Below are 23,973 nucleotides of genomic sequence, written 5' to 3'. Positions count from 1 at the left end.
CGGGCGCGCTCACGATTTGTTACCTTGACCTCCGCCGCTCCGCTGGGGCGAGGTTAATTCCTACCGCCGGCCCGTCCAAGGCCGGCCAATATGACGACGCTCGGGCCTCGATTGAGGTCCGGACGTCAGAAAAAGAGCCGAGGCCTGCGCGCCCCTTCGGGAGTGCGCGCCCAACCTCCGGCACCCACCTGTTGCACCCCTTTGGGAGGAAAGCATGACGCTTAAACTGACGATTTCCGCCGTGGCCCTCGGCACGATGATGGCTGTGGGCGCCGCCCACGCCCAGCAGCCGGTGGTCGGCGTGAGCTGGTCGAACTTCCAGGAAGAGCGCTGGAAGACCGACGAGGCCGCGATCAAGAGGGCGCTCGAAGCCGCCGGCGCCAAGTACATCTCCGCCGACGCCCAGTCCTCGGCCTCCAAGCAGCTCTCCGACGTCGAGGCGCTGATCGCCCAGGGCGCCACCTCGCTCATCATCCTGGCGCAGGATTCCGACGCCATCGCCCCGGCCATCACCAAGGCGCAGAACGAGGGCATCCCGGTGGTCGGCTATGACCGGCTGATCGAGAACCCCTATGCCTACTACATCACCTTCGACAACAAGGAGGTCGGCCGCATCCAGGCCGCCGAGGTGATGAAGGTGAAGCCGAAAGGCAACTACATCTTCATCAAGGGCTCGGCCGCCGATCCCAATGCCGACTTCCTGTTCTCCGGTCAGATGGAAGCGCTCAAGGCCGCCATGGACAAGGGCGACATCAAGAATGTCGGCGAGGCCTATTCCGATGGCTGGCTGCCGGCCAACGCCCAGCGCAACGCCGAGCAGTTCCTGACCGCCAACAACAATAAGGTCGACGCCGTCGTCGCCTCCAATGACGGCACCGCCGGCGGCGCCATCGCCGCCCTCTCCGCCCAGGGCCTTGCCGGCTCGGTGCCGGTTTCTGGCCAGGATGCCGACTTCGCGGCGCTGAACCGCATCGCGCTCGGCACCCAGACCGTGTCGGTGTGGAAGGATTCGCGCGAGCTCGGCAAGCGCGCCGCCGAGATCGCCCTCGAACTCGCCAAGGGCACCGAGCCCAAGGCCGTCAAGGGCACGACCACCTTCACCGACGGCCCGAAGAAGGTGCCGATGAACTCGACCTTCCTCACCCCGGTGCCGATCACCAAGGACAATCTCGACGTGATCATCGAGGCCGGCTGGGTGCCGAAGGCCACCGTCTGCCAGGGCGTGAAGCCCGGCACGGTGAAGGCCTGCGATTGATCGGCCTGCGACAGACGCGGTAGCCATTGCGCGGCGGGGGAAACCCCGCCGCCTGCCCACGCGACACCGCGCCCAGTCACGCGCGCGGCGGGGAGAGGACGCTCATGACCGACACCACCACCACCAGCACGCCGATCCCGGCAGCGCCGCCGCCCGGCAGCCCGGCTTCCCGGCCCGGCTCCGCCCCCGCCTCGGCGCCCACCAGCTTCATCGGTGCGCTTGAGATCGATGTCCGCTTCCTCGGCATGCTCGGCGCGCTCGCCGTCATCTGGGTGGTGTTCGACATCCTCGCCGGCGGCACCTTCCTCACCGCCCGCAACCTCTGGAACCTGTCGGTCCAGAGTTCGTCCATCGCCGTCATGTCCACCGGCATGGTGCTGGTGATCGTGATGCGCCACATCGACCTGTCGGTCGGCTCCATCCTCGGCGTCACCGGCATGATCATGGCGGTGTTCCAGGTCGGCACCCTGTTGCCGACCTTCGGCTTCAACCACCCGGCGGTGATCGTCCTCACCCTCGCCGCCGGCATCTGCGCCGGGGCCGCCATCGGCGCGCTGCACGGCTTCGTCATCGCCTATCTCGGGGTGCCCGCCTTCATCGTCACGCTGGGTGGCCTGCTGGTCTGGCGCGGTGCCGCCTGGGCGGTGGCCGAAGGCAAGACGATCCCGCTCGTCGACGACAATTTCAAGCTGCTCGGCGGCGGCGCCAATGGCTCCGTCGGCGAGATGTGGAGCTGGGTGATCGCCGTCATCGCCTGCCTCGCCATCGCCGCCGCTGCGGTGCAGGCGCGCCGGCAGCGCCAGCGCTTCCATTTCCCGCAGAAGCCGGTCTGGGCCGAATTCGTCATCGTCATCACCGGCTGCCTGGCGGTGATCGCCGCCACGCTTGTGGTCAACGCCTATACCCTGCCGCCCGTGCTGGCCCGCCGCTATGCCGAGGCCGCCGGCCTCACCGTGCCGCCGGAAGGGATTTCGATCAGCTTCGGCTTCGCCATTCCGGTGCTGGTGGCGCTGGCGGTCGGCATCGTCATGACCTTCGTGACCAACCGCACCCGCTTCGGCCGCTACGTCTTCGCCATTGGCGGCAACCCGGAAGCCGCCGACCTCGCCGGCATCAACACCAAGCGCGTCACCCTGGCGGTGTTCGCGCTGATGGGGGCGCTCGCCGCCATCGGCGCCGCCATTTCCACCGCCCGGCTCAACTCGGCGACCAATGCGCAGGGCACGCTCGACGAGCTTTATGTGATCGCCGCGGCGGTCATCGGCGGCACCTCGCTCGCCGGCGGCTCCGGTACCATCGCCGGCGCCATGCTCGGCGCGCTGGTCATGCAGAGCCTGCAGTCGGGCATGGTGCTGATGCGCGTCGACACGCCCTACCAGAACATCGTGGTCGGCATCGTCCTCGTCTTCGCCGTGTGGATCGACACGGTCTACCGCAAGCGGATCAAGTGAGGAGCGCGCCCATGAACGCCGCCACATCCCCCCTCGCCCCCGGCGCCTCCCGTGTCAGCGGCACGCCGATGGTGGAGATGCGCGATATCTGCATCTCCTTCGGCGGCATCCGCGCCGTCGACGACGTCTCGGTCGATCTTTATCCCGGCGAGGTGGTCGGCCTGCTCGGCCATAATGGCGCTGGTAAGTCGACGCTGATCAAGATCCTCGCCGGCGCCTACCGGCCGGATGCAGGCGAGATCCGCATCAAGGGCGAGAAGGCCGACATCGCCAACCCGCGCGACGCCAAGCGCTACGGTATCGAGACGATCTATCAAACCCTGGCGCTGGCCGACAATGTCGACGCCGCCGCCAATCTGTTCCTCGGCCGCGAGCTGATGACCCCGTGGGGCACGCTCGACGACGTGGCGATGGAAGCGGCGACGCGCGAGGTGATGGGCCGGCTCAACCCGAACTTCCGCAAGTTCAAGGAGCCGGTGCGCGGCCTCTCCGGCGGCCAGCGCCAGTCGGTGGCGATCGCCCGCGCCATCCACTTCAACGCCAAGATCCTGATCATGGACGAGCCCACCGCCGCGCTCGGCCCGCAGGAGACGGCGCAGGTGGCCGAGCTGATCAAGCAGCTCAAGGCCGAGGGCATCGCCATCTTCCTCATCAGCCACGACATTCACGACGTGTTCGACCTCGCCGACCGGGTGAGCGTGATGAAGAACGGCAAGCTGGTCGGCACCGCCCGCACCTCCGATGTCACCAAGGACGAGGTGCTCGGCATGATCATCCTCGGCAAGAGCCCGCCCGGCGCACTGGCCGGCCCGGGTGCCGCCACCGACTGATCGCGCGGCATGAAACCACAGGCCGGGCAGCGGCGGCGTGCCGCTGTTCCGGCCCCTCCCCGGCTGTGATATGACGCAGGCGAGGGAGCATGCTTTGTCCGCCACCACTGCGATGACCAAGGAAACACACGCGTCCGGCGCCCCTCTGCGCCGGCTGGCGCTGGTGTTTGCGGTCGCCTATGTGCTGGTGCTGCAGGCCCTTTTCGGCGGGCTGGCCAGCGGCGCCCATGCGGCCGGCAGCTTCACCGTCGACGCCTTCGGCCAGACGCTCTGTCTTACCAGCCATGGCGACCCCGCCGCTCCGGGCGAGCCGGCGCGCCATACGCCGGACTGCTGCCTCACCGGCTGCCAGGCCGCCCCGGCCGCCGCGCTGCCGCCACCCGTGGCGGCGGCTGTCGTCCTGCCGGCAGGCCCTCTTGAAGCCCGCCTTCTGCCGCCGCGCGCGGCCCGCCTCGCCCGCGCGCCCGAGCGCTCGCCCGGCCATATCAGGGCCCCTCCCCGCGCCTGACGCCTGCCGCCTTCCGCAGAATGTCAGTCGAAACACCGGCCGCAGGCCCGCATCCGCGCCGCGCCGGCCTTGAGGGAGACCACCCATGCTTTACCCCACGCTCCGCACCATCCTGCGCCGCGCCCTTCGCCACACCGAAGACCGCGTCGGCTTCGCCATCCTTGCCGCCGCTCTTGGCCTGCTCGCCATGCAGCCGGCCTTCGCCCATGAGTACAAGATCGGCAAGCTTGAGATCGAGCACCCCTGGGCGCGCATGACGCCGGCCGGCGCCAAGGTCGGCGGCGGCTACATGACGATCGAGAACGAGGGCAAGGAGGCCGACCGCCTCGTCTCCGTCACCGCCGAGGTCGCCGGCCATGTCGAGATCCACGAGATGTCGGTCAAGGACGGCGTCATGACCATGCGGATGCTGCCCGACGGGCTGGAGATCCCCGCCGATGGCGAGGCCAAGCTGGCTCCGGGCGGCTTCCACCTGATGCTGATGGACCTCAAGCAACCGCTGAAGGAAGGCGAGAGCTTCAAGGGCACGCTCACCTTCGCCAAGGCCGGCAAGATCGACGTCTCCTTCAAGATCGAGGGCATGGGCGGACCGAAGGGCTCGGAAGCCTCCGGTCACAGCAGCCACGACCACAGCGCTCCCGCCAACTGATCCCCATCGACGGTTCGCCCGCCGCGCGCCTTGAGGCCGGCCGTCCCGCATGACGGCCGGGGCTCGGCGCGTGCTGTCGCCCTCATTTTCCGGAACTCTCTCCGATGAGCACCACAATTGTGTCCGACATTCCGGGCCGCGACGCCGAAGAGCGCTCGGCCAATCTCTACCGCGCCGTCTGGCGCTGGCATTTCTATGCCGGCCTGCTGGTACTGCCGTTCCTCATCCTGCTCTCGGTGACGGGCGGGCTCTATCTCTTCCGCGAGGAGATCGACAATGCCTGGCACCACCAGCTGAAAGTGGTCGATGCCCGCGCCACCCCGGCCGAGGCGCCCAGCGCCTGGATCGGCGCCGCGCTCGCATCCCGCCCCGGCACGGCGCTGAAGATCATCTCCCCGGTCGATGCCACCGCCTCGGCCGAGGTGGTGATCAAGACCGCGGAGGGCGCGCGCCGCTCGGTCTATGTCGACCCCTATGATTCCCGGGTGCTGGGCGAACTGCCGGATCGCGGGACGATCATGTGGTGGATGCGCCGGGTGCACAGCCTGGCGGAGTTCGGCACCATCACCAATGGCATCATCGAGATCGTCGGCGGCTGGTCGATCCTGCTGGTCGCCACCGGCTTCTATCTCTGGTGGCCGCGCAAGCAGATGGGCGGCGTGGTGAGCGTGCGCGGCACCCCGCGCAAGCGCGTCTTCTGGCGTGACCTGCACGCCGTCACCGGCGCCTTTGCCGGCGTCGTCATCGCCTTCATGTCGCTGTCGGGCATGCCGTGGTCGCTGGTGTGGGGCAACAAGGTCAATGAGTGGGCCAACAGCTCCAATTACGGCTACCCCGCAGGCCTCTATGTGAACGTGCCGATGTCGGACGAGCACCTCGCCCACGCCAACGGCCCGACGACCTGGTCGCTTGAACAGGCGAAGATGCCGGAATCGACCCCGGCCGCCGGCACGCCCATCGGCGTCGACAAGGCGGCGGGTATCGTCGACAAGCTCGGCGTGTCACCCGGCTATACGCTCAGCCTGCCGGGCGGGCCGACCGGCGTCTATTCCGCCACCGTCTATCCCGACGACCTGTCCAAGCAGCGCGTCGTCCATCTCGACCAGTACACCGGCACGCCGCTGATCGACTTCTCCTATGCCGATTACGGCCCGGCGGCGAAGGCGATGGAATGGGGCATCAACTTCCACATGGGCCAGGAATTCGGGCTGGCCAACCAGCTGTTCCTGCTGGTGGTGTGCCTCGCCATCATCCTGATGGCGGTCTCCGCCGGGGTGATGTGGTGGAAGCGCCGTCCGGCTGGCTCGCTCGGCGTTCCGCCCGCCCCCACCAGCGCGGGGGTGATGTGGGGCCTGATCGCCATCATGGCGGTGGTCGGGGTGATCTTCCCGCTGGTCGGGGCCTCGCTGGTGGTGATGGTGCTGCTGGACCTTGCCTTCGCCCGTCGCCGCCCGAAGCTGCGCACCGCCTGAGGCGCGTAGCCTGAGCGGGTTCCAGCCGCGCGCCTCTTCCCTTAACATTGCGTGTGGGGCAAGAGGCGCGCATGGCACGGCACACGCAGACGGACTCGACCGCAGACAAGACGGACGGGGACACCACGCCCCGCCCGCGCGACGGGCTGTTCATCCGCGTCTATTTCGGCGATGGCCGCCACCTCGGGCCGGGGATGATCGAGCTTCTGGAGACCATCCGCACCGAGCGCTCCATCCTCTCGGCCGCGCGCCGGCTCGGCATGAGCTATCGCCGCGCCTGGCTGCTGGTGGACGAGATCGGACGCTGCTTCCGCCAGCCGGTGGTGGAAACCCATCCCGGCCGGCGCGGCCACGGCACCGACCTCACCCCGTTCGGCGAAAGGCTGATCGCGCTTTATCGCGACGTCGAGCGCAGCAGCACCGCCGCCAGCCGCGCCGCCGTCGACGAGCTGCGCGCCGCGCTGGCGCCGCTGGAGGCGGCGGCCGAACCGGGCTGAGGGCGCGGCGGGCCGGTCGACAGCCCCTCTCAGGGCCGTAAGCTCAGGGCCGCAAGCTCAAGGCCATGTCCTTGGCGAAAGACCGCCAGCGGGTGGTATCGTTCTGCGCGTTCCGATAGTGGCCGGAGATCAGCGCGCGAAGGCACCGCGCGGCGGATGCCATCGCCGGGCCGTCATAGATCCGGCCTCTCGCCTCCACCTGGCGCAGCGCATGGCGATACACCGCCTCCGCCCGCTGCCGGTTGAAGGCGGGAAACGCCGCCTCGGCCGATCGCGGCAGGCCCTGGACGATCTCGACCATGCGCCGCGTGGCGGCGATATAGCCCGCATGCTTCGCGATCACGGCCTGTCGCGTCTCGGCCGGCGCCGGCGGCCGGCCCCGCCCCGCACCGAACAGGTTTGCCGCATGCTGGCGGTAGTCGACGAGCGGCTCGGCGAGCTCGACGGTATGGCCCAGCGTCTGGGCAAGAAAGAACGCCCAGCGATCATGCGCGATAGGAAAGCGCGGGTCGATATAGTCGACGAAGCGCCGATCGGCCGGCGCCACGCCCAGCACCGTGCGCCGCACCACCAGCGAGAACCCCCAAAAGGTGCCCCAGACATCGTAGAAGAGCGGCGGCCGCAGGCCCGACGAGACGATGCCCTGGTCGAACAGGCCGAGAAAGGCCCCATCCTGCCCAATGAGACGGGCCTGATGGGCAATCTGCGTCACCTCCGGCTGCGCCATATGCTCCGCGCAGCGGGCGAGCTTGTCCGCGCGCCAGACATCGTCCTGGTCGCAGAAGGCGATCCAGTCCCCGCTCGCCCGCTCCGCCGCACGCAGGAAATTGTCGCGGAAGCCCAGGCCCGGCCTGTTCTTGCTGATGCGGACGGGAAACGCCGCCCGACTGGCGAAACGCGCGAGAATCTCGTCCGTGCCGTCGGACGAATCGTCGTCGCTGATGACAAGCTCGAAGGGCGCCAGGCTCTGCCGCTCAAGGCTGCAAAGCTGCTCTTCCAGAAACGTCGCGCCATTATACGTGGCCATGACGATGGAAATTCGCGGAGTCATCAATCAAATCCAGAAGCAATGCCGGCGGCCCGACCAAGTCTGGCACCATCGGACAGGCCGGGCAACGACGTGCAGGGCGCCGCAGCACGGCCAGGGGTTGAAAAGGGTCAGCCTGCCGCGCGCGGCGGCACCGGACAGCCGGGGTTGCCCCGCCCTGTGGATCGGATCACTCTGTCACGGCGATTTCCGCCACCGTATCAAGGGGCCCCATGCAGACCATCATCCTCGTCATCCTCATTCTTCTGCTGCTGATCGCCATCGGCGTGGTCGGGCGGCGCTCGACGCCGGTGCGGCTGATTCTGGTGGCGCTGGTGCTGGCGCTGGTCGTGCTCGCCGCGATCGGCTTCGTCCGCGATGAGCAGGCGGTCGGGCCGGGCGTGGCGCCGATCATTGAGGCGCCGTAGAGCATTTTCGAGCGGCGTGGATTCCGGTTCGCGTAAAGAAGAAAGTTGCCGCACTTTCGCGACGGGACATTGCGCCAGATGAGTGGTTAGAGACCGGCATCGAGGAATTCCGGGCGGCTTCCCTCCACCGCCACTGACTTCACCATCGCCCAGACCGGGAGCCCGGGCCGCAGCCCCAGACGCTCGACGCTCTCGCGCGTCACCATGGCGGCGAGCTGGGTCTCGCCGACCCGCAGGGCGATGTCGGCATAGGGGCCTTCCTGCGCCCGCACCTCTTCCACCACCGCCGGCAGCAGGTTGGAGACCGAGACGCCCTCGGGCTTGGCCAAAGCGATAGCAACATCGCGCGCCCGCACCCGTGCCCGCACCTTGCCGCCGACGGCGCGCTCGACCTGCGGCACCCGCAGTTCCCCGCCCGAGAACGCAAGGGTGGACAGCCCATAGGCGGCATCGTGCCGGACCACCTCGCAGTCGAGCAGCGTGCCGAGGTCAAAGCGCCCGAGCACCGGCAGCATGTCCGGCCGCGACATCACCTGCGCCAACGGCCCGGCCGCCACCTGCCGCCCCTCGCGCAGCGCCACCAGCGTATCGGCGAGGCGCAGCACCTCGTCGAGGGCATGGCTGACATAGAGAATGGGCAGGCCCATCGTGTCGCGCAGCCGCTCCAGATAGGGCAGGATTTCCGCCTTGCGCGCGCCATCCAGCGCCGCCAGCGGCTCGTCCATCAAGAGCAGGCGCGGCTGCGCCAGCAGCGCCCGGCCGATGGCGACGCGCTGGCGCTCGCCGCCCGACAGCGTGTGCGGCCGACGGGCGAGCAGAGGGCCGATGCCGAGCAGGTCCACCACCGCGTCGAAGCCGATGCGCCGCTCCGCCGCCCGGCTGCGCCGCTCGCCATAGCGCAGATTGCCCTCGACCTTGAGGTGCGGAAACAGCCGCGAATCCTGGAACACATAGCCGACCCGCCGCGCCTCGATCGGCACGTCGATGCCGCGGGCGGAATCGAAGAACACCTCGCCATCCACCACGATGCGCCCGGCATCGGGCCGCACCACGCCGGCCACCGCCTGGATGATGGTGGTCTTGCCCGCTCCCGAGCGGCCGAACAGCGCGGTGACGCCGCGCGCGGGCACGGCGAAGCCGCATTCCAGCGTGAAGCCGCCGGGCCGCGCCAAGCGGAACTCGACCTCAATCATGATCACGCCCGCCCGATCATCACGCGGATACGCCGGTCGCAGAGGCTGGCCAGCAGCAGCGAGCCGAGCGCCAGCACTACCGAGACCAGCGTCAGCCGCAGCGCCATGGCGTCGCCATCGGGCATATGGGTGGCGCTGTAGATGGCGAGCGGGATGGTGCGGGTCTGGCCCTCGACATTGGAGACGAAGGTGATGGTGGCGCCGAACTCGCCCAGCGCCGAGGCGATGGCAAGCAGCGCGCCGGAGAGAATGCCCGGCAGCATCAGCGGCAGCGTCACCGAGAAGAACACGTCGAGCCGTGACGCGCCGAGCGTGCGTGCCGCCGTCTCCAGCCCCCGGTCTACCGCCTCCAGCGCCAGGCGGATGGCGTTGACGGTGAGCGGAAAGCTCACCACCGCCGCCGCCACCGTCGCCCCTGCCGTGGTGAAGATCAGCTTGATGCCGAACCAGGCGTCGAGATACTGGCCGATCAGCCCGCGCCCGCCGAGCGTGAGCAGCAGCAGATAGCCCACCACCACCTTGGGCAGCACCAGCGGCAGATAGACCAGCCCGTCGAGCAGGCTTTTTCCGGCAAACCGCGACCGCGCCAGCACGAAGGCGGTGAGCACCGCCACCGGCAGGCTCCAGAACGTCGCCCAGAATGCCACCCGCAGGCTGAGCGCGACGGCGGTCCATTCCTCGGGGGTGAGCATGCTTCCGGGCCTTTATCGAATATCCTTCGAGGCTCGCTGCGCGAGCACCTCAGGATGACGGGGTTCCAAGTCCCGACGCGGCGTCATGCTGAGGTGCCGGCCGGAAGGCCGGCCTCGAAGCACGCAGCCCGTCTGCCACCGCATCATTCCGAGGCGACGCCTCACTTCACCACGAAGCCGTACTTGGCGTACACCACCTTCGCTTCCGGCCCGGTCAGGAAGTCGAAGAAGGCCCGCGTCGCCGGGTTGTCCTGGCCCTTGACGATCTCGAACGGGTATTCCACCGGCGGGTGGCTGCCGGCCGGGAAGGTGGCGACCACCTTCACGTTCTTCGCGATTGCCGCGTCGGTGGAATAGACGATGCCGGCACGCGCCTCGCCGCGCTCCACCAGCGCCAGCGCCGCGCGCACGCTTTCCGCGCCGACAATGCGGGGCTGCACCTTGTCCCAGGCGCCGAGGCTGGTCAGCGCCGCCTTGGCATAGATGCCGGCCGGCACGCTGTCGGTGAGGCCGGTGGCGATGCGCCCATCCGTGCCGAGGAAGGCCAGCCAGTCGAAGGAGGCGTCGAACGTCACCGGCGTCGCCGTGTCCGCCGGCATGATCAGCACGAGGCTGTTGCCGATCGGCGTGACCCGGGTCGCCTTCAGCGTCAGGTCCTTGGCCTCGGTGTAGTCCATCCACTTGTTGTCGGCCGAGGCGAAGATCGCTGCCGGCGCGCCGGCTTCCAGCTGCTTGGCCAGCGCCGAGGAGGCGGCGAAGGAGAAGGCCACTTCCTGGCCGGTCTTCGCCTTGTAGAGCTTGCCGATGTCCTGGAAGGCGTTGGTCAGGCTGGCGGCGGCGAAGACGGTCAGCGCCGGCTGCGCCTGTACCGCGCCGGAAGCGAAGGGGCCACCGAGAAGCCCGGCAAGGGCGAGCGCCACCGCGAACGGGCGGACAAACGAGCGACGGGACAGCATGAGGGTCTCCCTGAACCTATATCCACGCATATACATGTATTCCTTCATATACATGATTGGATGCGGGATTCCAGCGCCAATGCGCGCGAGCGCGCGCCATGGCTCCGCGCGGCAGCGTCAGAGAAGGAAGGGCGTCGGAAGGGCGGCGTCCTGGCGCCGCGCCGTGTCAGTCGATCATGCCGGTGTGGCGGGCGGTGGCGGCCGCCACCTGCTCGGCGGCGGTCAACAGATCGAGCGCCGGAACATCGCCGCCGCGCCCGCAGGTGATCTGCGGCCCGCGACGGACCACGCGGCGGCCGCTGCCATCCTCGATCAGGGCGAATTCGTAGATATGGTGGGCGACGCGGTGCATCACCCGCACGGTGGAAGGCGACAGGGTCACGACGTCGAAGTCGGCGTGCGGCATGGTGTTCCCCTCCCTTAGGACCGTCGTGGCGACGGACATGGCGGCCGCGTGGGCGCGGCTCGGTTTGTCGGCGTCCCGCCCTGCGGCGGAATGGAGCAGGAACTTTCGTCTAATCGCGACGTTGCGACAATGGTAAATCCACGGGAGGCGCCGCTTTGTTGCGCCCGGGCCGCTGCTCGCCTGTGGATTTTCCCGCAACGGACCCGCCTGCGGGCACCCCGTGGAGCCATGCCTCGTGGGCCGGGCGCGCAGTGTCGGACGTTCGGCGCTGCCGCCGGACCACCAGCCGGAGACGCGCTTCAATGAGCCGCAATATGATGCTGATCGTGGCCGCGATCGTTCTCGTGATCGCTGCCTATGCCGCCGTACAGTATTCGGGACGGATGACCACCCAGCCGACGGAAAACCCGACGCCACCCGCCGCGAGCCCGACGGTTCCCCCGGCGGCCGATCCCATCACCCCGCCGCCGCCGGCGCCCGAAGTGACGATGCCCCCGGCCAACGATCCCGCCGTTCAGCCAAGCACCCCGGCCGAGCCCGCGCCCGTCACCCCGGCACCGGCCGATCCCGCGCCGGCCCCCGCCACGCCGTAAGCCTTACGGCTCCCCGCCGCGCTCGCCCGCCATGGCGGCGAGCGCGGCCTTGGCGCGCGGGCTGTCCATCACCGCATCGAGCGGCAGCGACAGCCGGCGCCGCCAGTTCGGCCGCTCCCGGTCGGTGCCGGGCAGGTTCGCCGCCACCGTCTCGCCGGCGAGATCGTCCAGCTGCGCCAGCGCCAGCCCGGCATGGGTGCGCGAGACGAAGGCGTGGATCGCCGCCAGCAGCGCGTCGTCCAGCGGCGCCTCCGCCGCCGGCAGCGCGGTGATCAGCTCTTCCTGCAGCAGCGCCTCGCACAGCTGCTCGCGCTCGGTGGCGCGCTCCAGCAGCCCCGCCGCATAGGCGTCCGCGTCGACGAGCCCGAGCGCGTGGCGCTCTTTCAGGTCCATCCCCTCCCACCAGCCGGCCAGCGTCGGCAGGTCATGGGTGGAGACGCAGGCGGCCGCCAGCGCCGGATAGTCCTGCGGCGGCGTGAACACCCCGGCCTTCTGTTCGAACCACAGCACACGATAGGAGAGCATGCGCTCGTCATTGAGCTGGTCGCGCATGCCGAACGGCACGGTGCCGAGATCCTCGCCGACGACGAGGCACTGCGCCCGCGCGCTTTCCAGCGCCACCTGCGCCGCCAGCGCCTCGAACGGCATGGCGAGATAGGCGCCCTCCGACCCGCGCGCGCCCTCGGGAATGAGGAACAGCCGCCGCAGCCCCATCACATGGTCGATCCGCAGCGCCCCGGCATGGCGCATATTGGCCCGCACCAGCCCGGCATAGCGGTGATAGCCGTCGCGCTGCAGCGCCAGCGGGTCGAAGGGCGGCAGGCTCCAGTTCTGCCCCTCCGGCCCCAGCGGGTCCGGCGGTGCGCCAATGGTGACGCCCGGCATCAGCATATCGGCTTCCGACCAGGCTTCCGCTCCGTCAGGCGCGGTGCCGACGGCGAGGTCGCGGTAGAGGCCGAGCGAGAGGCCCGCCGCCCGTGCCCGCTCCGCTGCGCCGGCCAATTGCCGGTCGGCGACCCATTGCTGCCACAGCGCGAAGCGGAACGCCTCGCCATGGGCGCGGCCGAAGGCCTCGACCGCCGCGCTGCCGGCCTCGTTCAACCCGTCCGGCCAGTCGCGCCAGTGTGTGCCGGGATAGGCGCCGGCAATGGCCTGGAACAGCGCGAAGCGCGCCAGCGCCGCGTCGCCCTCGGCGACGAAACGGTCGAAATCGGCGTCGGGCGCCCGCTCGAAGGCGGCGAAAGCGACCTTGAGCGCTGCCTGCTTGGCCGCCCAGACGCCCGGATAATCCACCGCCTGCGCCGCGCTGACGCCGGCAAAGCCCGCGAAATCGGCGCCGAGCGCGGCGACGTCGATATAGATCGGGTCGAGAAAACGCCGGTCGGAGGGCGAATAGGGGCTCGCCCGCTCGCGCTCGTCAGGGAACAGCGCATGCAGCGGGTTGAGGCCGACCGTACGCGCGCCGGCCTGCGCCGCCCGCACCCCAAGCTCGCCCAGCGCGGTGAAATCGCCGATGCCCTGGTCCGCCTCGCCCCGCCGCAGCGTGTAGAGATGGGTGCCGATGCCGAACAGCCGGCCGCCGCCGTCGAGGCCGGGCGGCAGGTAGCAGGCCGGCGGGGCAACGGTGAGCCGGCATTCATCCTTGCCGAGCCGCAGCACATGCCGCCCGGGCGGCAATTCCGGCAGGGCGAGCGCGCGCAGCACCGCCTGCCGGCCGTCCGGCCGCTCGACGCTTCGGCGCGTGCCGTCCTCCGGCCGCACCGGGAGGTCGATCTCCTGCCCGTCCTCCAGAAACAGCGTGAGGTCGAGCCGGCGCGAGGCCTGCGCCGCCTCGCCCGCCAGCGTCAGCAGCGGCGCCGTTCCCTGCCGCAGCACGGCGGCAAAGGGAATGTCGCGGTCGAAATGCTGGGCGGACAGCCGGGCAAGGCTGTCATTCACCTCGCCATGGGTGCCAGCCGGCAGGCCGAGCGCGGCGAGCAGCGCGCGCTTGGTGTCGTCGCCCACCTGCTGCGCCTTGCCGTCGGCGGCGAACCACTGGGCGTCAATGCCGGCGGCGGCAGAGAGCTTCTCCAGCTGATCGGGCGCGGCGGCACGGCGCGGCGCCGTCGCCAGCGCCTCCTCGGTGAGGATCAGCACCGCGCGCGGCGCCACCTCGAATGTCTCGTCCAGCGTGTCACCCGTCTCCCGGTCGGGCTGCGCCGTATCGGCCGCCACCCGCCAGACGAAGCCGTCGCGCGGTTCCGGCAGAACCACCGCCTGCGCGGCGTCGGAGGCGTTGAGCGCCACCGCGACACGATCGGCCGCCTCGCCGTCGGCTTCCGGCGCGTAGAACACCACCACCAGCGCGCGGGTGGCGCCGTCATTCCAGCGCACCGTGCCGCCAGCCGGATCGCGCCAGTCGACATCGGCGAGGCCGCTGCCATCGGGCGGACGCCCGGTCAGCGGCGCCTGCCCGCGCAGGGCGCGATGGGCGAGCCGCAGCTTCACCAGCCGCGCGGTGAAGGCGGCGAGTTCCGCATCGGTCTTCGACCAGTCGAGCCAGGTGAGTTCGTTGTCTTGCGCATAGGCGTTGTTGTTGCCGGCCTGCGAGCGGCCGCACTCGTCGCCCATGGTCAGCATCGGCGTGCCGCGCGCCACCAGCAGCGTCGCCAGCAGCGCCCGCACATCGCCGCGCCGGGCGGCGTTGATGGCGGGATCGTCGGTCCAGCCCTCGACGCTGTGGTTCCAGCTCACATTATTATCGGTGCCGTCGCGGTTGTGCTCGCCATTGGCCTCGTTGTGCTTGCCCGCAAAGGCGACGAGGTCGGCCAGGGTGAAGCCGTCATGGGCGGTGACGAAATTGATGCCGCGCGAGAGCGGGCGGTTGCGCCCGGCGAAGATGTCGGAGGAGCCCGCCAGCCGCGTCGCCAGCTCGCCCACCACGCCGCCATCGCCGCGCCAGAAATGCCGGGCGGTGTCGCGGAAACGGTCGTTCCACTCGCCCCAGCCGGGCGGAAAGCGCCCGACCTGATAGCCGCCCGGGCCGATATCCCAGGGCTCGGCGATCAAAGCGAGCTCGCGCAGCGCCGGGTCCTGCTGCATGGCGGCGAGGAACGGCGCCTCCGGGTCGAAGCCTTCCGGCCGCCGGCCCAGCGTGGCGGCGAGGTCGAAGCGGAAACCGTCCAGCCCGCAGGCGGCCCAGCGGCGCAGCGCGTCCATGGCGAGGCGCAGCACCGGCGCCCGCTCCAGCGCCAGCGTGTTGCCGGTGCCGGCATCGTTGACGAGGCGGGAGGGATCGTCGGCGGCGTGGCGGTAATAGGTCGCGTTGTCGAGCCCGCGCAGGCTCAGCGTCGGGCCGAGCGCGTCGCTCTCGCCGGAATGGTTCAGCACCACGTCGAGCACGACGGCAATCCCCGCCTCGTGCAGCGCGGCGATGGTGCGGGCAATCTCGTCGAAGCCGCCCGGCGCCAGGCGCGGATCCGGGGCGCCGAACAGGACCGGGTTGTAGCCCCAGTAATTGGTCAGCCCGAGCGGCGGCAGGTGCCGCTCGTCGATCCACGCCATGGCGGGCATCAATTCGACCGTGGTGACGCCGAGGCGCACCAGATGGTCGAGCGCGGCGGGCTGCGCCAGCGCCGCAAACGTGCCGCGCATGCCGGCCGGAATGTCCTGATGGCGCATGGTGAAGCCACGCACATGCAGCTCGTAGAGCACCTGCGCGTCCCAGCGGAAGGGCGGGCGGGCTGCCGTCATAGGCGAGGCTTCCGCCGGCATCACGATCGCCTTCGGCAGGGCGAAGGCGCTGTCGGTCTCGTCGCGCGCCGCCCCATTGGCGCGGGCGTCGAACAGCGCCGCATCGAGCGTGAACGGCCGGTCGAGCCGGCTGGCATAGGGGTCGACCAGCAGCTTGGCGGGGTTGAAGCGATGCCCCTCCTGCGGTGCCCACGGCCCCGCCGCCCGCAGCCCGTAGCGCGCGCCGGCCGGTACCCCGGATATATGGGCGTGGAACACGTCGCCGGTGCGGGCGGGCAGCGCGAGGCGGGCGATTTCCTTGTCGCCCGCCGGGTCGAACAGGCAGAACTCGATGCGGGTGGCATGGGCGGAGAACACCGCGACATTGACGCCGCGCGCATCCGCCGTAACGCCGAGCGGCTCCGGGCTTCCGGTCGAGACGGCGAAGTCGCTCACGCGGCGCGCTCCGCCGCCAGGGTGCGGAACAGCGTGTCGTACTGGCGCGCGGCGCGTTCCCAGGAAACGTCCGTCGCCATAGCGTTGCGCTGCAGCTTCTGCCACAGCGCCTGGTCGCGCCACAGGCCGGCGGCGCGCTTCAGCGCCATCTGCAGCGCCGGCGTGGTGACGGGCGAGAACTGGATGCCGGTGCCGACGCCGGCCGAGCGCGCCATCTCGTTGACGTCGATCACCGTGTCGGCGAGGCCGCCGACCCGCGCCACCAGCGGCAGCGCGCCATAGCGCAGCGCCGAGAGCTGGGTAAGGCCGCAGGGCTCGAAGCGCGAGGGCACGATCAGCATGTCCGCCCCGGCCTGGATGCGGTGTGCGACGCCCTCGTCATAGCCGAGCTGCACGCCGATGCGGCCGGGATGGACATGCGCCGCCCCGGCGAAACGCCCGGCCAGATCCGCATCGCCCGCCCCGAGCAGCACCAGCTGCGCGCCAAGGCCCAGCAGCGTGTCGAGGCTGTCGGCCAGCAGGTCCAGCCCCTTCTGCCAGGACAGCCGGCTGACCACGCCGAACAGCAGTGCCTCGGGATCGGCATCGAGCCCGAATGCCTCTTTCAGCGCCACCTTGTTGGCGACGCGCGTCTTCAGCGACTTCGCGTCGAACGGCTTGGCGATCAGCGTGTCGGTGGCCGGGTTCCAGCCCGCCTCGTCAAGCCCGTTGAGGATACCGGTGAGCAGATGGCTACGGGCGTTCAGCAGACCATCGAGCCCCATGCCGGCATCGGGAAGCAGGATTTCGCCGGCATAGCCGGGGGAGACGGTGGTGAGGCGGTCGGCGAGCTGCAGCCCGGCCTTGAGGTAGCCGACCATGCCGTAATACTCGACCCCGTGCAGGCCGAAGGCGTGCGGCGGCAGGCCGAGCATAGGGAAGTCATGGGCCGGGAACTGCCCCTGAAAGGCGATGTTGTGGATCGTCATCACCGTGCCCGGCCGCCTGGTGCCGGCATAGTAGAGATAGGCCGGGGCGAGGCCCGCCTGCCAGTCATGGGCGTGCACGATGTCGGGCACGAAGCCCGGCACCAGCCCGAGCCCGACGCCGGAGGCCACCGCCCCCAGCGCCGCGAAGCGCCGCGCATTGTCGGCCCAGTCCAGTCCGTCGGGGCCCATATAGGGTCCCCCGGGCCGGTCATAGAGATGGGGCGCGTCGATCACGAACAGGTCGAGCCCGCCGGCCTTGCCGTCCAGCAGCGTCGCCGGCCCGCCGAACAGGTCGTCGAAGCGGTGCACCGTCTCGCGGTGGCCGAGCGCCGCCATCACGGTGGGATAGCCGGGAATGAGCGTGCGCGTCTCCACGCCATGGCGCCCCAGCGCGGCCGGCAGGGCGCCGGCCACATCGGCGAGGCCGCCGGTCTTCACCAGCGGAAAGACTTCCGAAACGACGGAGAGAACCTTGAACGATGACACGCCCGATCCCGAATCTTGACGTTGAGTGACGTGACGCCGATCGCCGGCGCCTTACAGCGCCAGCTTGTCGATCATGGTCTGGGTGATGAGGCAGATGCCCTTTTCCGTCCGCCGGAAGCGCTTGGCGTCCAGTTCCGGGTCCTCGCCGATGACCAGCCCTTCGGGAATGCGGACATGCGAATCGATCACCACATTCTTCAGCCGCGCCGAGCGGCCGATCTCGACATAGGGCAGGATGACACCATTCTCGATCGAGCCGTAGGAATTGATCCGCACCCCGGTGAACAGCAGCGCCCGGCGCAGCGACGAGCCGGAGATGATGCAGCCGCCCGACACCAGCGAGGAGATCGCCTGTCCGCGCCGGCCCTCATCATCATGCACGAACTTGGCCGGCGGGGTGATCTCGGCATAGGTCCAGATCGGCCAGTCGCGGTCGTAGAGGTCGAGCTCGGGGACGACGCCGGTGAGGTCGATATTGGCCTCCCAATAGGCGTCCACCGTGCCGACATCGCGCCAATAGGGGGCGGTCTCCTGGTCGGAACGTACGCATGAGCGCGAGAAATGATGCGCCGAGGCGGTGCCGTTCTTGACGATGTAGGGAATGATGTCCTTGCCGAAATCATGCGTCGACAGCGGGTCGGCGGCATCGCGGCGGAGCTGGTCGATCAGGAACTTGGTCTCGAAGACATAGATGCCCATCGAGGCCAGCGCCTTGTCCGGCCGGCCGGGCATGGCGGGCGGGTCCTTCGGCTTTTCCAGGAAGGAGATGATGCGGTCCTTCTCGTCGACATGCATGACGCCGAAGGCGCTCGCCTCCTCCCGCGCCACTTCCAGGCAGCCCACCGTCACGTCGGCGCCGGTGTCGACATGCTGCTGGAGCATGATCTCGTAGTCCTGCTTGTAGACGTGGTCGCCGGCCAGGATGATGATGTGGCGGGTGTCATAGGCCTCGATGATATCGAGGTTCTGATACACCGCGTCCGCCGTCCCCAGATACCACATGGTTTCCGAGACGCGCTGGCTCGCCGGCAGCACATCGAAGCTCTCATTGCGCTCGTGGCGCAGGAAGTTCCAGCCGCGCTGCATGTGCCGGATCAGGCTGTGCGCCTGGTACTGGGTGGCGACGCCGATGCGGCGAATGCCGGAATTGATGGCATTGGAGAGCGTGAAGTCGATGATCCGCGACTTGCCGCCGAAATAGACAGCCGGCTTGGCGCGCCGGTCGGTCAGTTCCATCAGGCGGCTGCCACGGCCGCCAGCGAGAACATAGGCCATCGCGGAGCGGGCCAGTGGGGCATTCTGCATCGTCGGCCGTGCCATGTGGCGTCATCTCCCTCAGTTCAGGTTCGGCTTGGGTAGGTCGGCCGTGTCGGCGCGGCTTTCCGGTTCCCATTTGAAATAGAGCGTGGCGAGCGGCGGCAGCACCAGCGCGGCGCTGGCCGGCAATCCGTGCGCCGGCTCGTCCACCGCCGTCACCTCGCCGAGATTGCCCATGCCCGAGCCGCCATAGAGCGCGGCATCGGTGTTCAGGATTTCGCGCCAGCGGCCGGCGCGCGGCAGGCCAACGCGGTAGTCGGAGCGCGGCACCGGGGTGAGGTTCGCCACCATCACGATGGGCGCGTCGTCGGCCTCGCCATAGCGGGCCCAGGCAAAGACCGATTGCTGGCGGTCATCCACCACGATCCAGCTGAAGCCCTCCGGCTCGCAGTCGCGGGCGTGCAGGGCCGGCTCCTCGCGATAGACGAGGTTGAGGTCGCGCACGAGCAGCTGCATGCCGCGATGGTGCGGGCCCATGCCGACCAGGTGCCAGTCGAGCGAGCGCTCCTCGCTCCATTCCCGGCGCTGGGCGAATTCCTGGCCCATGAACAGCAGCTTCTTGCCGGAATTGGCCCACATCATCCCGTAGCCGGCACGCATATTGGCGAATTTCTGCCAGTCGTCGCCCGGCATGCGGGTGAGGATGGTGCCCTTCCCGTGCACCACCTCGTCATGCGAGAGCGGCAGCACGAAATTCTCCGAGAAGGCGTAGGTGACGCCGAACGTCACCTTGTCGTGGTGCCAGGGGCGGTAGATCGGCTCGGTCGACAGATAGTCGAGCGTGTCGTGCATCCAGCCCATGTTCCATTTGAAGCCGAAGCCCAGCCCGCCGGCGAACACCGGCTGCGAGACGCCGGCCCAGGAGGTCGATTCCTCGGCAATGACCACCGTGCCGGGATGCTCGGCATAGATGATCTCGTTGGCCCGGCGCAAAAACGACACCGCGTCCTTGTTGTCGTTCGAGCCATCGGGGTTGGGCGACCATTCCCCGTGCTTGCGCGAATAATCGAGATAAAGCATCGAGGCCACCGCATCGACGCGCAGCCCGTCGACATGGAAGCGGTCGAGCCAGTACAGCGCGTTGGCGATCAGCATATTGGCGACTTCCCGCCGGCCGAAGTCGTAGATCGCCGTATTCCAGTCCGGGTGGAAGCCGCGCTGCGGGTCGGAATGCTCGTAGAGCGGGCCGCCGTCGAAATGCGACAGGCCGTGAATGTCGGTGGGGAAATGCGCCGGCACCCAGTCGAGGATCACCGACAGCCCCGCCTGATGCGCCTTGTCGACAAAGCGGGCAAAGCCGGCCGGGTCGCCGAAGCGGCTGGTCGGGGCAAACAGGCCGATCGGCTGGTAGCCCCAGGACGCGTCCAGCGGGTGTTCGGAAATCGGCAGCAGCTCGATATGGGTGAAGCCCATCCACTGCACATAGGGGATCAGCTGGTCGGCCAGCTCGTCATAGGTGAGAAAGCGGTTTTCCTCGCCGCGCCGCCACGAGCCCAGATGCACCTCATAGGTGCTCATCGGCTTGCGGCGCGCCTCGCCCTCGGCACGGGAGGCGATGTGGTCGGCATCGCTCCACTCGAACGTGTCGGTGCGCGCCACGATCGAGCCGGTGGCGGGGCGGAACTCGCCGGCGAAGCCGAACGGGTCGGCCTTCAGCGGCAGCAGCCGCCCATCGGCGGAAACGATCTCGTATTTGTAGATCGTGCCCTCGCCGACGCCGGGGGCGAAAATCTCCCACAGCCCGCTGTCGACGCGCTTGCGCATCTGGTGGCGGCGCCCGTCCCACTGGTTGAAATCGCCCACCACCGAGACCCGCGCCGCATTCGGCGCCCAGACGGCGAAGCGCACGCCGTCGATCCCCTCGTGGGAATCGGGATGGGCGCCAAGCCGCTCATAGAGGGTGCGATGGGTGCCCTCGACCAGCAGGTGGTCGTCGAGCGGGCCGAGTACGGGCGGGAAGGAATAGGGATCGTCGAGAAGCCATTCCCCGCCCTCGTTGCGGGCGCGCAGGCGGTAGCGCGCCCAGGCCGGGCGGCCGGGGACCAGCCCCTCGAAGAAGCCGGCGCCGTGCCGGAGCTCCAGCACGGCAATGGCCGCCCCATCCGGTTCGATCGCTTCCAGCGTCCGCGCATGCGGGACGAAGGCGCGCAGGACCAGACCTTGCGGCGACTCGTGCGGCCCCAGCAGGGAAAACGGATCGTGATGGCGGCCTGCGACGAGAGCGTCGACCTCCCGTTCGGGCGCCTGCCACGGATGCATCACTGCGAACCCTTCCTGAGCCGAAACACCGGGGACAAGCCCCGTGCGCAGTGAAGGTTCCTCTACCGCCAACACAAAGTCCACACGTCGCAGCCACATAACGCGGCATCAGGTAAACGCCGCGCTACCGGCGGGGGGCCGGCGATAGGCAGACCCGCGGGAGAGCGAGGCCCCCCGCAGGTCGCCCGGCGCTGCGGCAAGGCGCAGGCGCGCCGCCGGCGGTGAGGCCGGCGGCGCGGCAGGTCAGCGGACCGTCCGCACCGGGACGTTCCAGATGTCCTTGGCGTATTCGGAAATGGTCCGGTCGGAGGAGAACCAGCCCATATTGGCGGTGTTGATGAGGCTCGACGTCCACCACGCCGGCCGGTTGTTCCAGCGCGCATCAACCTGGCGCTGGGCGTCCCAATAGGCGTCGAAATCGGTCGTGACCAGGAAGTAGTCGTGGTAGCGCAGCGCGTCGACCAGCGGCTTGAAGCGGTCCGGCTCGTCCGGCGAAAACACGCCCGAGCCGACCGCATCCAGCACCTCGCCAAGATGATGCGAGTTGCGGATCGAGCCGGCCTCGTCGACGCCGGCGGCGCGGCGCAGCTCAACCTCCTCGGCGGTCAGGCCGAAGATGAAGATGTTGTCGTCGCCGACATGCTGCTTGATCTCGACATTGGCGCCGTCGAGCGTGCCGATGGTGAGCGCGCCATTGAGCGCCATCTTCATGTTGCCGGTGCCGGAGGCTTCCATGCCGGCGGTGGAGATCTGCTCCGACAGGTCCGCCGCCGGGATCACCATTTCGGCGAGGCTGACATTGTAGTTGGGCAGGAACACCACCTTCAGCAGGTCGCGCACCGTGGGGTCGTCATTCACCACCTTCGCCACGTCGTTGGCCAGCTTGATGATGAGCTTGGCCATCTGGTAGCTCGCCGCCGCCTTGCCGGAGAAGATTTTCACCCGCGGCGCCCAGTTCTTCGCCGGGTTGGCGCGCATCGCGTCATAGAGCGCGATGGTCTCCAGCACGTTCAGCAGCTGGCGCTTGTATTCGTGGATGCGCTTGATCTGCACGTCGAACAGCGCGCCGGGATTGACCTTGATGTCGAGCCGGTCGCGGATGAGCCGGGCCAGCGCCACCTTGTTCTGACGCCGCACCGCCATGAAGCGGTCCTGCAGCGCGGAATCTCCCGCCAGGGCTTCCAGCTTGGTGAGCTGGGAATAGTCGTCCAGCACGCCCGGCCCGCAGACCTCGACCAGCAGGTTGGTGAGGCCCGGATTGGCCTGGTAGAGCCAGCGGCGGAAGGTGATGCCGTTGGTCTTGTTGTTCATCCGCTCGGGGAACAGGCGGTAGAAATCCTTGAACACCGTGGTGGTCATCAGGTCGCTGTGCAGCGCCGCGACGCCGTTGATCGAGTGCGAGCCGAGAAAGGCGAGATTGCCCATCCGCACCCGCCTTCCATGGTCTTCCTGGATCAGCGACACCGAGCCCAGCAGCGCGTCGTCGCCGGGGAATTCGGTGCGCACCCGCTCCAGATGCTTGGCGTTGAGCTGGTAGATGATCTGCATGTGGCGCGGCAGCACCCGCTCCATCAGCGGCACCGGCCAGGTCTCCAGCGCCTCCGGCAGCAGCGTGTGGTTGGTGTAGGAGATGGTCCGCACCGTGATGTCGAACGCCTCGTCCCACTCGATGTCGTTCTCGTCGACCAGCACCCGCATCAGCTCGGCGACGGCGATGGCGGGGTGGGTGTCGTTAAGCTGGATCGCCACCTTGTCCGGCAGCGAGCGCACATCGCCGAAGCTGTCGACATGGCGGCGGATCAAATCGTGCAGCGAGGCGGCGGTGAAGAAATATTCCTGCCGCAGCCGCAGCTCCTGCCCCGCCGGCGTGGCGTCGGAGGGGTAGAGCACCTTGGAGATCGCCTCGGCCTTCACCTGGTTGACCAGCGCGCCGACATGGTCGCCCTGGTTGAAGGCGTCGAGCCGGATCGGGTCGGCCGCGCGGGCCGACCACAGGCGCAGCGTGTTCACATGCCGCCCGCGCCAGCCGACGATCGGCGTGTCATAGGCGACCGCCTCCACCGTCTCGGCCGGATGCCAGACCTGCTTCTTGCGCTCGCCGCCCATGGCGATCGCCTCGACCGAACCGCCGAAGCCGATGTCGTAATAGACCTCGGGCCGCTCGAATTCCCAGGGGTTGCCGAAGGACAGCCAGTCCTCGGGATATTCCTGCTGCCAGCCATTCTTGATCATCTGGCGGAACAGGCCGTTCTCGTAGCGGATGCCGTAGCCATAGGCGGCGATGGAGAGCGTCGCCATGCTGTCCATGAAGCAGGCCGCGAGCCGGCCCAGGCCGCCATTGCCCAGCGCCGCGTCCGGCTCCACCTGCCGCAGCCGGTCGAGATCGACGCCGAGATCGCCCAGCGCCGAGCGCGCGGTCTCCAGCATCTCGATATTGGTCAGCGCGTCGAACAGCAGCCGGCCGATGAGGAACTCCAGGGAGAGGTAGTAAACCCGCTTGCGCCCTTCCGAATAGGTCTGGCGGGTGGAGGTGATCCAGCGGTCGACGATGCGGTCGCGGGTGGCGAAGGCGGTGGCGAGGAACCAGTCGCGATCGCTCGCGGCGGCCGGGTTCTTGCCCACCGCATAGGTGAGCTTCGAGATTACCGCCGCACGGAACTTGGCGACCTCGTCGCCCTGCGCGGAAATCGGGCGGGCGGAGTTCTCCGGCGTGTCCAGCATCTTCTCTTCAACCTCGACTGACATGTGCAGCTTGTGCTCCCGTTGCGGCTTGCCTTCCCCCTGTGGGGCGGAAGCGCCGCCTGATCTCACCTGTGCCG

Annotated in this window: 19 protein-coding genes; 9 read left to right on the top strand and 10 right to left on the bottom strand. The window is 69.0% G+C overall.

Annotation, left to right across the window (positions count from 1 at the left end; translation table 11 throughout):
• Window positions 1-214: 214 nt before the first annotated feature.
• The 7 genes from xylF (at window position 215) to BLO63_RS00695 (ending at window position 6,662) form a co-directional block, all read left to right on the top strand.
• Window positions 215-1,255: a D-xylose ABC transporter substrate-binding protein gene (xylF, locus tag BLO63_RS00725; protein ID WP_091435907.1), complete on the top strand. Its 1,041-nt coding sequence runs from the start codon at window positions 215-217 to the stop codon at window positions 1,253-1,255.
• Window positions 1,256-1,359: 104 nt separating this feature from the next.
• Window positions 1,360-2,706: a sugar ABC transporter permease gene (locus BLO63_RS00720; protein WP_091435905.1), complete on the top strand. Its 1,347-nt coding sequence runs from the start codon at window positions 1,360-1,362 to the stop codon at window positions 2,704-2,706.
• 11 nt (window positions 2,707-2,717) lie between these two features.
• Window positions 2,718-3,536, top strand: coding sequence for an ATP-binding cassette domain-containing protein (locus BLO63_RS00715; RefSeq protein ID WP_091435904.1), 819 nt, complete (start codon window positions 2,718-2,720; stop codon window positions 3,534-3,536).
• A gap of 94 nt (window positions 3,537-3,630) precedes the next feature.
• On the top strand, window positions 3,631-4,044 hold the full coding sequence (locus BLO63_RS00710; RefSeq protein ID WP_091435902.1) for a hypothetical protein: 414 nt from the start codon (window positions 3,631-3,633) through the stop codon (window positions 4,042-4,044).
• An 85-nt stretch (window positions 4,045-4,129) separates the two neighbouring features.
• Complete coding sequence (locus BLO63_RS00705; RefSeq protein WP_091435901.1) at window positions 4,130-4,693, top strand: copper chaperone PCu(A)C; 564 nt, start codon at window positions 4,130-4,132, stop codon at window positions 4,691-4,693.
• A 104-nt stretch (window positions 4,694-4,797) separates the two neighbouring features.
• Window positions 4,798-6,165 (top strand): PepSY-associated TM helix domain-containing protein, encoded by a 1,368-nt coding sequence (locus BLO63_RS00700; RefSeq protein WP_091435899.1) that lies wholly within the window; start codon window positions 4,798-4,800, stop codon window positions 6,163-6,165.
• Between the two features lie 71 nt (window positions 6,166-6,236).
• Entirely contained in the window at window positions 6,237-6,662 is a 426-nt protein-coding gene (locus BLO63_RS00695) for a winged helix-turn-helix domain-containing protein (protein WP_091435897.1), read from the top strand.
• Between the two features lie 43 nt (window positions 6,663-6,705).
• On the opposite strand, the gene BLO63_RS00690 is transcribed toward BLO63_RS00695, so the two are convergent.
• On the bottom strand, window positions 6,706-7,713 hold the full coding sequence (locus BLO63_RS00690; RefSeq protein ID WP_091435896.1) for a glycosyltransferase: 1,008 nt from the start codon (window positions 7,711-7,713) through the stop codon (window positions 6,706-6,708).
• 209 nt (window positions 7,714-7,922) lie between these two features.
• Between BLO63_RS00690 and BLO63_RS00685 the strand changes: the two genes are divergently transcribed.
• Window positions 7,923-8,117 carry a hypothetical protein gene (locus BLO63_RS00685; protein ID WP_091435894.1) on the top strand — a complete coding sequence of 65 codons (195 nt, stop codon included), beginning with the start codon at window positions 7,923-7,925 and terminating at the stop codon, window positions 8,115-8,117.
• Window positions 8,118-8,203: 86 nt separating this feature from the next.
• Here the strand turns inward: BLO63_RS00685 and modC are convergent, their stop codons facing one another.
• From modC to BLO63_RS00665, 4 genes are all read right to left on the bottom strand, one after another.
• A complete protein-coding gene (gene modC, locus BLO63_RS00680; protein WP_091437210.1) occupies window positions 8,204-9,310 on the bottom strand; it encodes a molybdenum ABC transporter ATP-binding protein in 1,107 nt (368 codons plus the stop codon).
• 2 nt (window positions 9,311-9,312) lie between these two features.
• Window positions 9,313-10,002 carry a molybdate ABC transporter permease subunit gene (gene modB, locus BLO63_RS00675; RefSeq protein WP_091435892.1) on the bottom strand — a complete coding sequence of 230 codons (690 nt, stop codon included), beginning with the start codon at window positions 10,000-10,002 and terminating at the stop codon, window positions 9,313-9,315.
• Window positions 10,003-10,163: 161 nt separating this feature from the next.
• Window positions 10,164-10,958 (bottom strand): molybdate ABC transporter substrate-binding protein, encoded by a 795-nt coding sequence (modA, locus tag BLO63_RS00670; protein ID WP_091435890.1) that lies wholly within the window; start codon window positions 10,956-10,958, stop codon window positions 10,164-10,166.
• 166 nt (window positions 10,959-11,124) lie between these two features.
• A complete protein-coding gene (locus BLO63_RS00665) occupies window positions 11,125-11,364 on the bottom strand; it encodes a hypothetical protein (protein ID WP_091435889.1) in 240 nt (79 codons plus the stop codon).
• 302 nt (window positions 11,365-11,666) lie between these two features.
• On the opposite strand from BLO63_RS00665, the gene BLO63_RS00660 reads away from it, so the two are divergent.
• On the top strand, window positions 11,667-11,957 hold the full coding sequence (locus BLO63_RS00660) for a hypothetical protein (protein WP_091435887.1): 291 nt from the start codon (window positions 11,667-11,669) through the stop codon (window positions 11,955-11,957).
• Between the two features lie 3 nt (window positions 11,958-11,960).
• Here the strand turns inward: BLO63_RS00660 and glgX are convergent, their stop codons facing one another.
• The 5 genes from glgX to BLO63_RS00635 form a co-directional block, all read right to left on the bottom strand.
• A complete protein-coding gene (gene glgX, locus BLO63_RS00655; protein WP_091435885.1) occupies window positions 11,961-16,124 on the bottom strand; it encodes a glycogen debranching protein GlgX in 4,164 nt (1,387 codons plus the stop codon).
• The gene (gene glgA, locus BLO63_RS00650) at window positions 16,121-17,578 is read right to left on the bottom strand and encodes a glycogen synthase GlgA (RefSeq protein ID WP_091435884.1); all 1,458 of its coding nucleotides are present in this window, start codon (window positions 17,576-17,578) and stop codon (window positions 16,121-16,123) included. Before glgA ends, glgX begins: the two co-directional genes overlap by 4 nt.
• A 51-nt stretch (window positions 17,579-17,629) precedes the next feature.
• Window positions 17,630-18,898: a glucose-1-phosphate adenylyltransferase gene (gene glgC / locus BLO63_RS00645; protein WP_091435882.1), complete on the bottom strand. Its 1,269-nt coding sequence runs from the start codon at window positions 18,896-18,898 to the stop codon at window positions 17,630-17,632.
• Between the two features lie 15 nt (window positions 18,899-18,913).
• Complete coding sequence (gene glgB / locus BLO63_RS00640; protein WP_091435880.1) at window positions 18,914-21,154, bottom strand: 1,4-alpha-glucan branching protein GlgB; 2,241 nt, start codon at window positions 21,152-21,154, stop codon at window positions 18,914-18,916.
• Between the two features lie 243 nt (window positions 21,155-21,397).
• On the bottom strand, window positions 21,398-23,899 hold the full coding sequence (locus tag BLO63_RS00635; protein WP_091435879.1) for a glycogen/starch/alpha-glucan phosphorylase: 2,502 nt from the start codon (window positions 23,897-23,899) through the stop codon (window positions 21,398-21,400).
• Between the last annotated feature and the right edge of the window lie 74 nt (window positions 23,900-23,973).

The sequence above is a fragment of the Ancylobacter rudongensis genome (assembly GCF_900100155.1).
GTDB lineage: Bacteria > Pseudomonadota > Alphaproteobacteria > Rhizobiales > Xanthobacteraceae > Ancylobacter > Ancylobacter rudongensis.
Note: the sequence above shows the minus strand (reverse complement) of the source record. Positions and strands in the feature narration are given on the sequence as shown.

What these genes read in the sequence shown, in the direction of transcription:
- xylF (WP_091435907.1), top strand. Translation starts at nt 215, where the DNA reads ATGACGCTTAAACTGACGATTTCCGCCGTGGCCCTCGGCACGATGATG.
- BLO63_RS00720 (WP_091435905.1), top strand. Translation starts at nt 1,360, where the DNA reads ATGACCGACACCACCACCACCAGCACGCCGATCCCGGCAGCGCCGCCG.
- BLO63_RS00715 (WP_091435904.1), top strand. Translation starts at nt 2,718, where the DNA reads ATGAACGCCGCCACATCCCCCCTCGCCCCCGGCGCCTCCCGTGTCAGC.
- BLO63_RS00705 (WP_091435901.1), top strand. Translation starts at nt 4,130, where the DNA reads ATGCTTTACCCCACGCTCCGCACCATCCTGCGCCGCGCCCTTCGCCAC.
- BLO63_RS00700 (WP_091435899.1), top strand. Translation starts at nt 4,798, where the DNA reads ATGAGCACCACAATTGTGTCCGACATTCCGGGCCGCGACGCCGAAGAG.
- BLO63_RS00695 (WP_091435897.1), top strand. Translation starts at nt 6,237, where the DNA reads ATGGCACGGCACACGCAGACGGACTCGACCGCAGACAAGACGGACGGG.
- BLO63_RS00690 (WP_091435896.1), bottom strand. Translation starts at nt 7,713, where the DNA reads ATGACTCCGCGAATTTCCATCGTCATGGCCACGTATAATGGCGCGACG.
- BLO63_RS00685 (WP_091435894.1), top strand. Translation starts at nt 7,923, where the DNA reads ATGCAGACCATCATCCTCGTCATCCTCATTCTTCTGCTGCTGATCGCC.
- modC (WP_091437210.1), bottom strand. Translation starts at nt 9,310, where the DNA reads ATGATTGAGGTCGAGTTCCGCTTGGCGCGGCCCGGCGGCTTCACGCTG.
- modB (WP_091435892.1), bottom strand. Translation starts at nt 10,002, where the DNA reads ATGCTCACCCCCGAGGAATGGACCGCCGTCGCGCTCAGCCTGCGGGTG.
- modA (WP_091435890.1), bottom strand. Translation starts at nt 10,958, where the DNA reads ATGCTGTCCCGTCGCTCGTTTGTCCGCCCGTTCGCGGTGGCGCTCGCC.
- BLO63_RS00665 (WP_091435889.1), bottom strand. Translation starts at nt 11,364, where the DNA reads ATGCCGCACGCCGACTTCGACGTCGTGACCCTGTCGCCTTCCACCGTG.
- BLO63_RS00660 (WP_091435887.1), top strand. Translation starts at nt 11,667, where the DNA reads ATGAGCCGCAATATGATGCTGATCGTGGCCGCGATCGTTCTCGTGATC.
- glgC (WP_091435882.1), bottom strand. Translation starts at nt 18,898, where the DNA reads ATGGCACGGCCGACGATGCAGAATGCCCCACTGGCCCGCTCCGCGATG.
- glgB (WP_091435880.1), bottom strand. Translation starts at nt 21,154, where the DNA reads ATGCATCCGTGGCAGGCGCCCGAACGGGAGGTCGACGCTCTCGTCGCA.
- BLO63_RS00635 (WP_091435879.1), bottom strand. Translation starts at nt 23,899, where the DNA reads ATGTCAGTCGAGGTTGAAGAGAAGATGCTGGACACGCCGGAGAACTCC.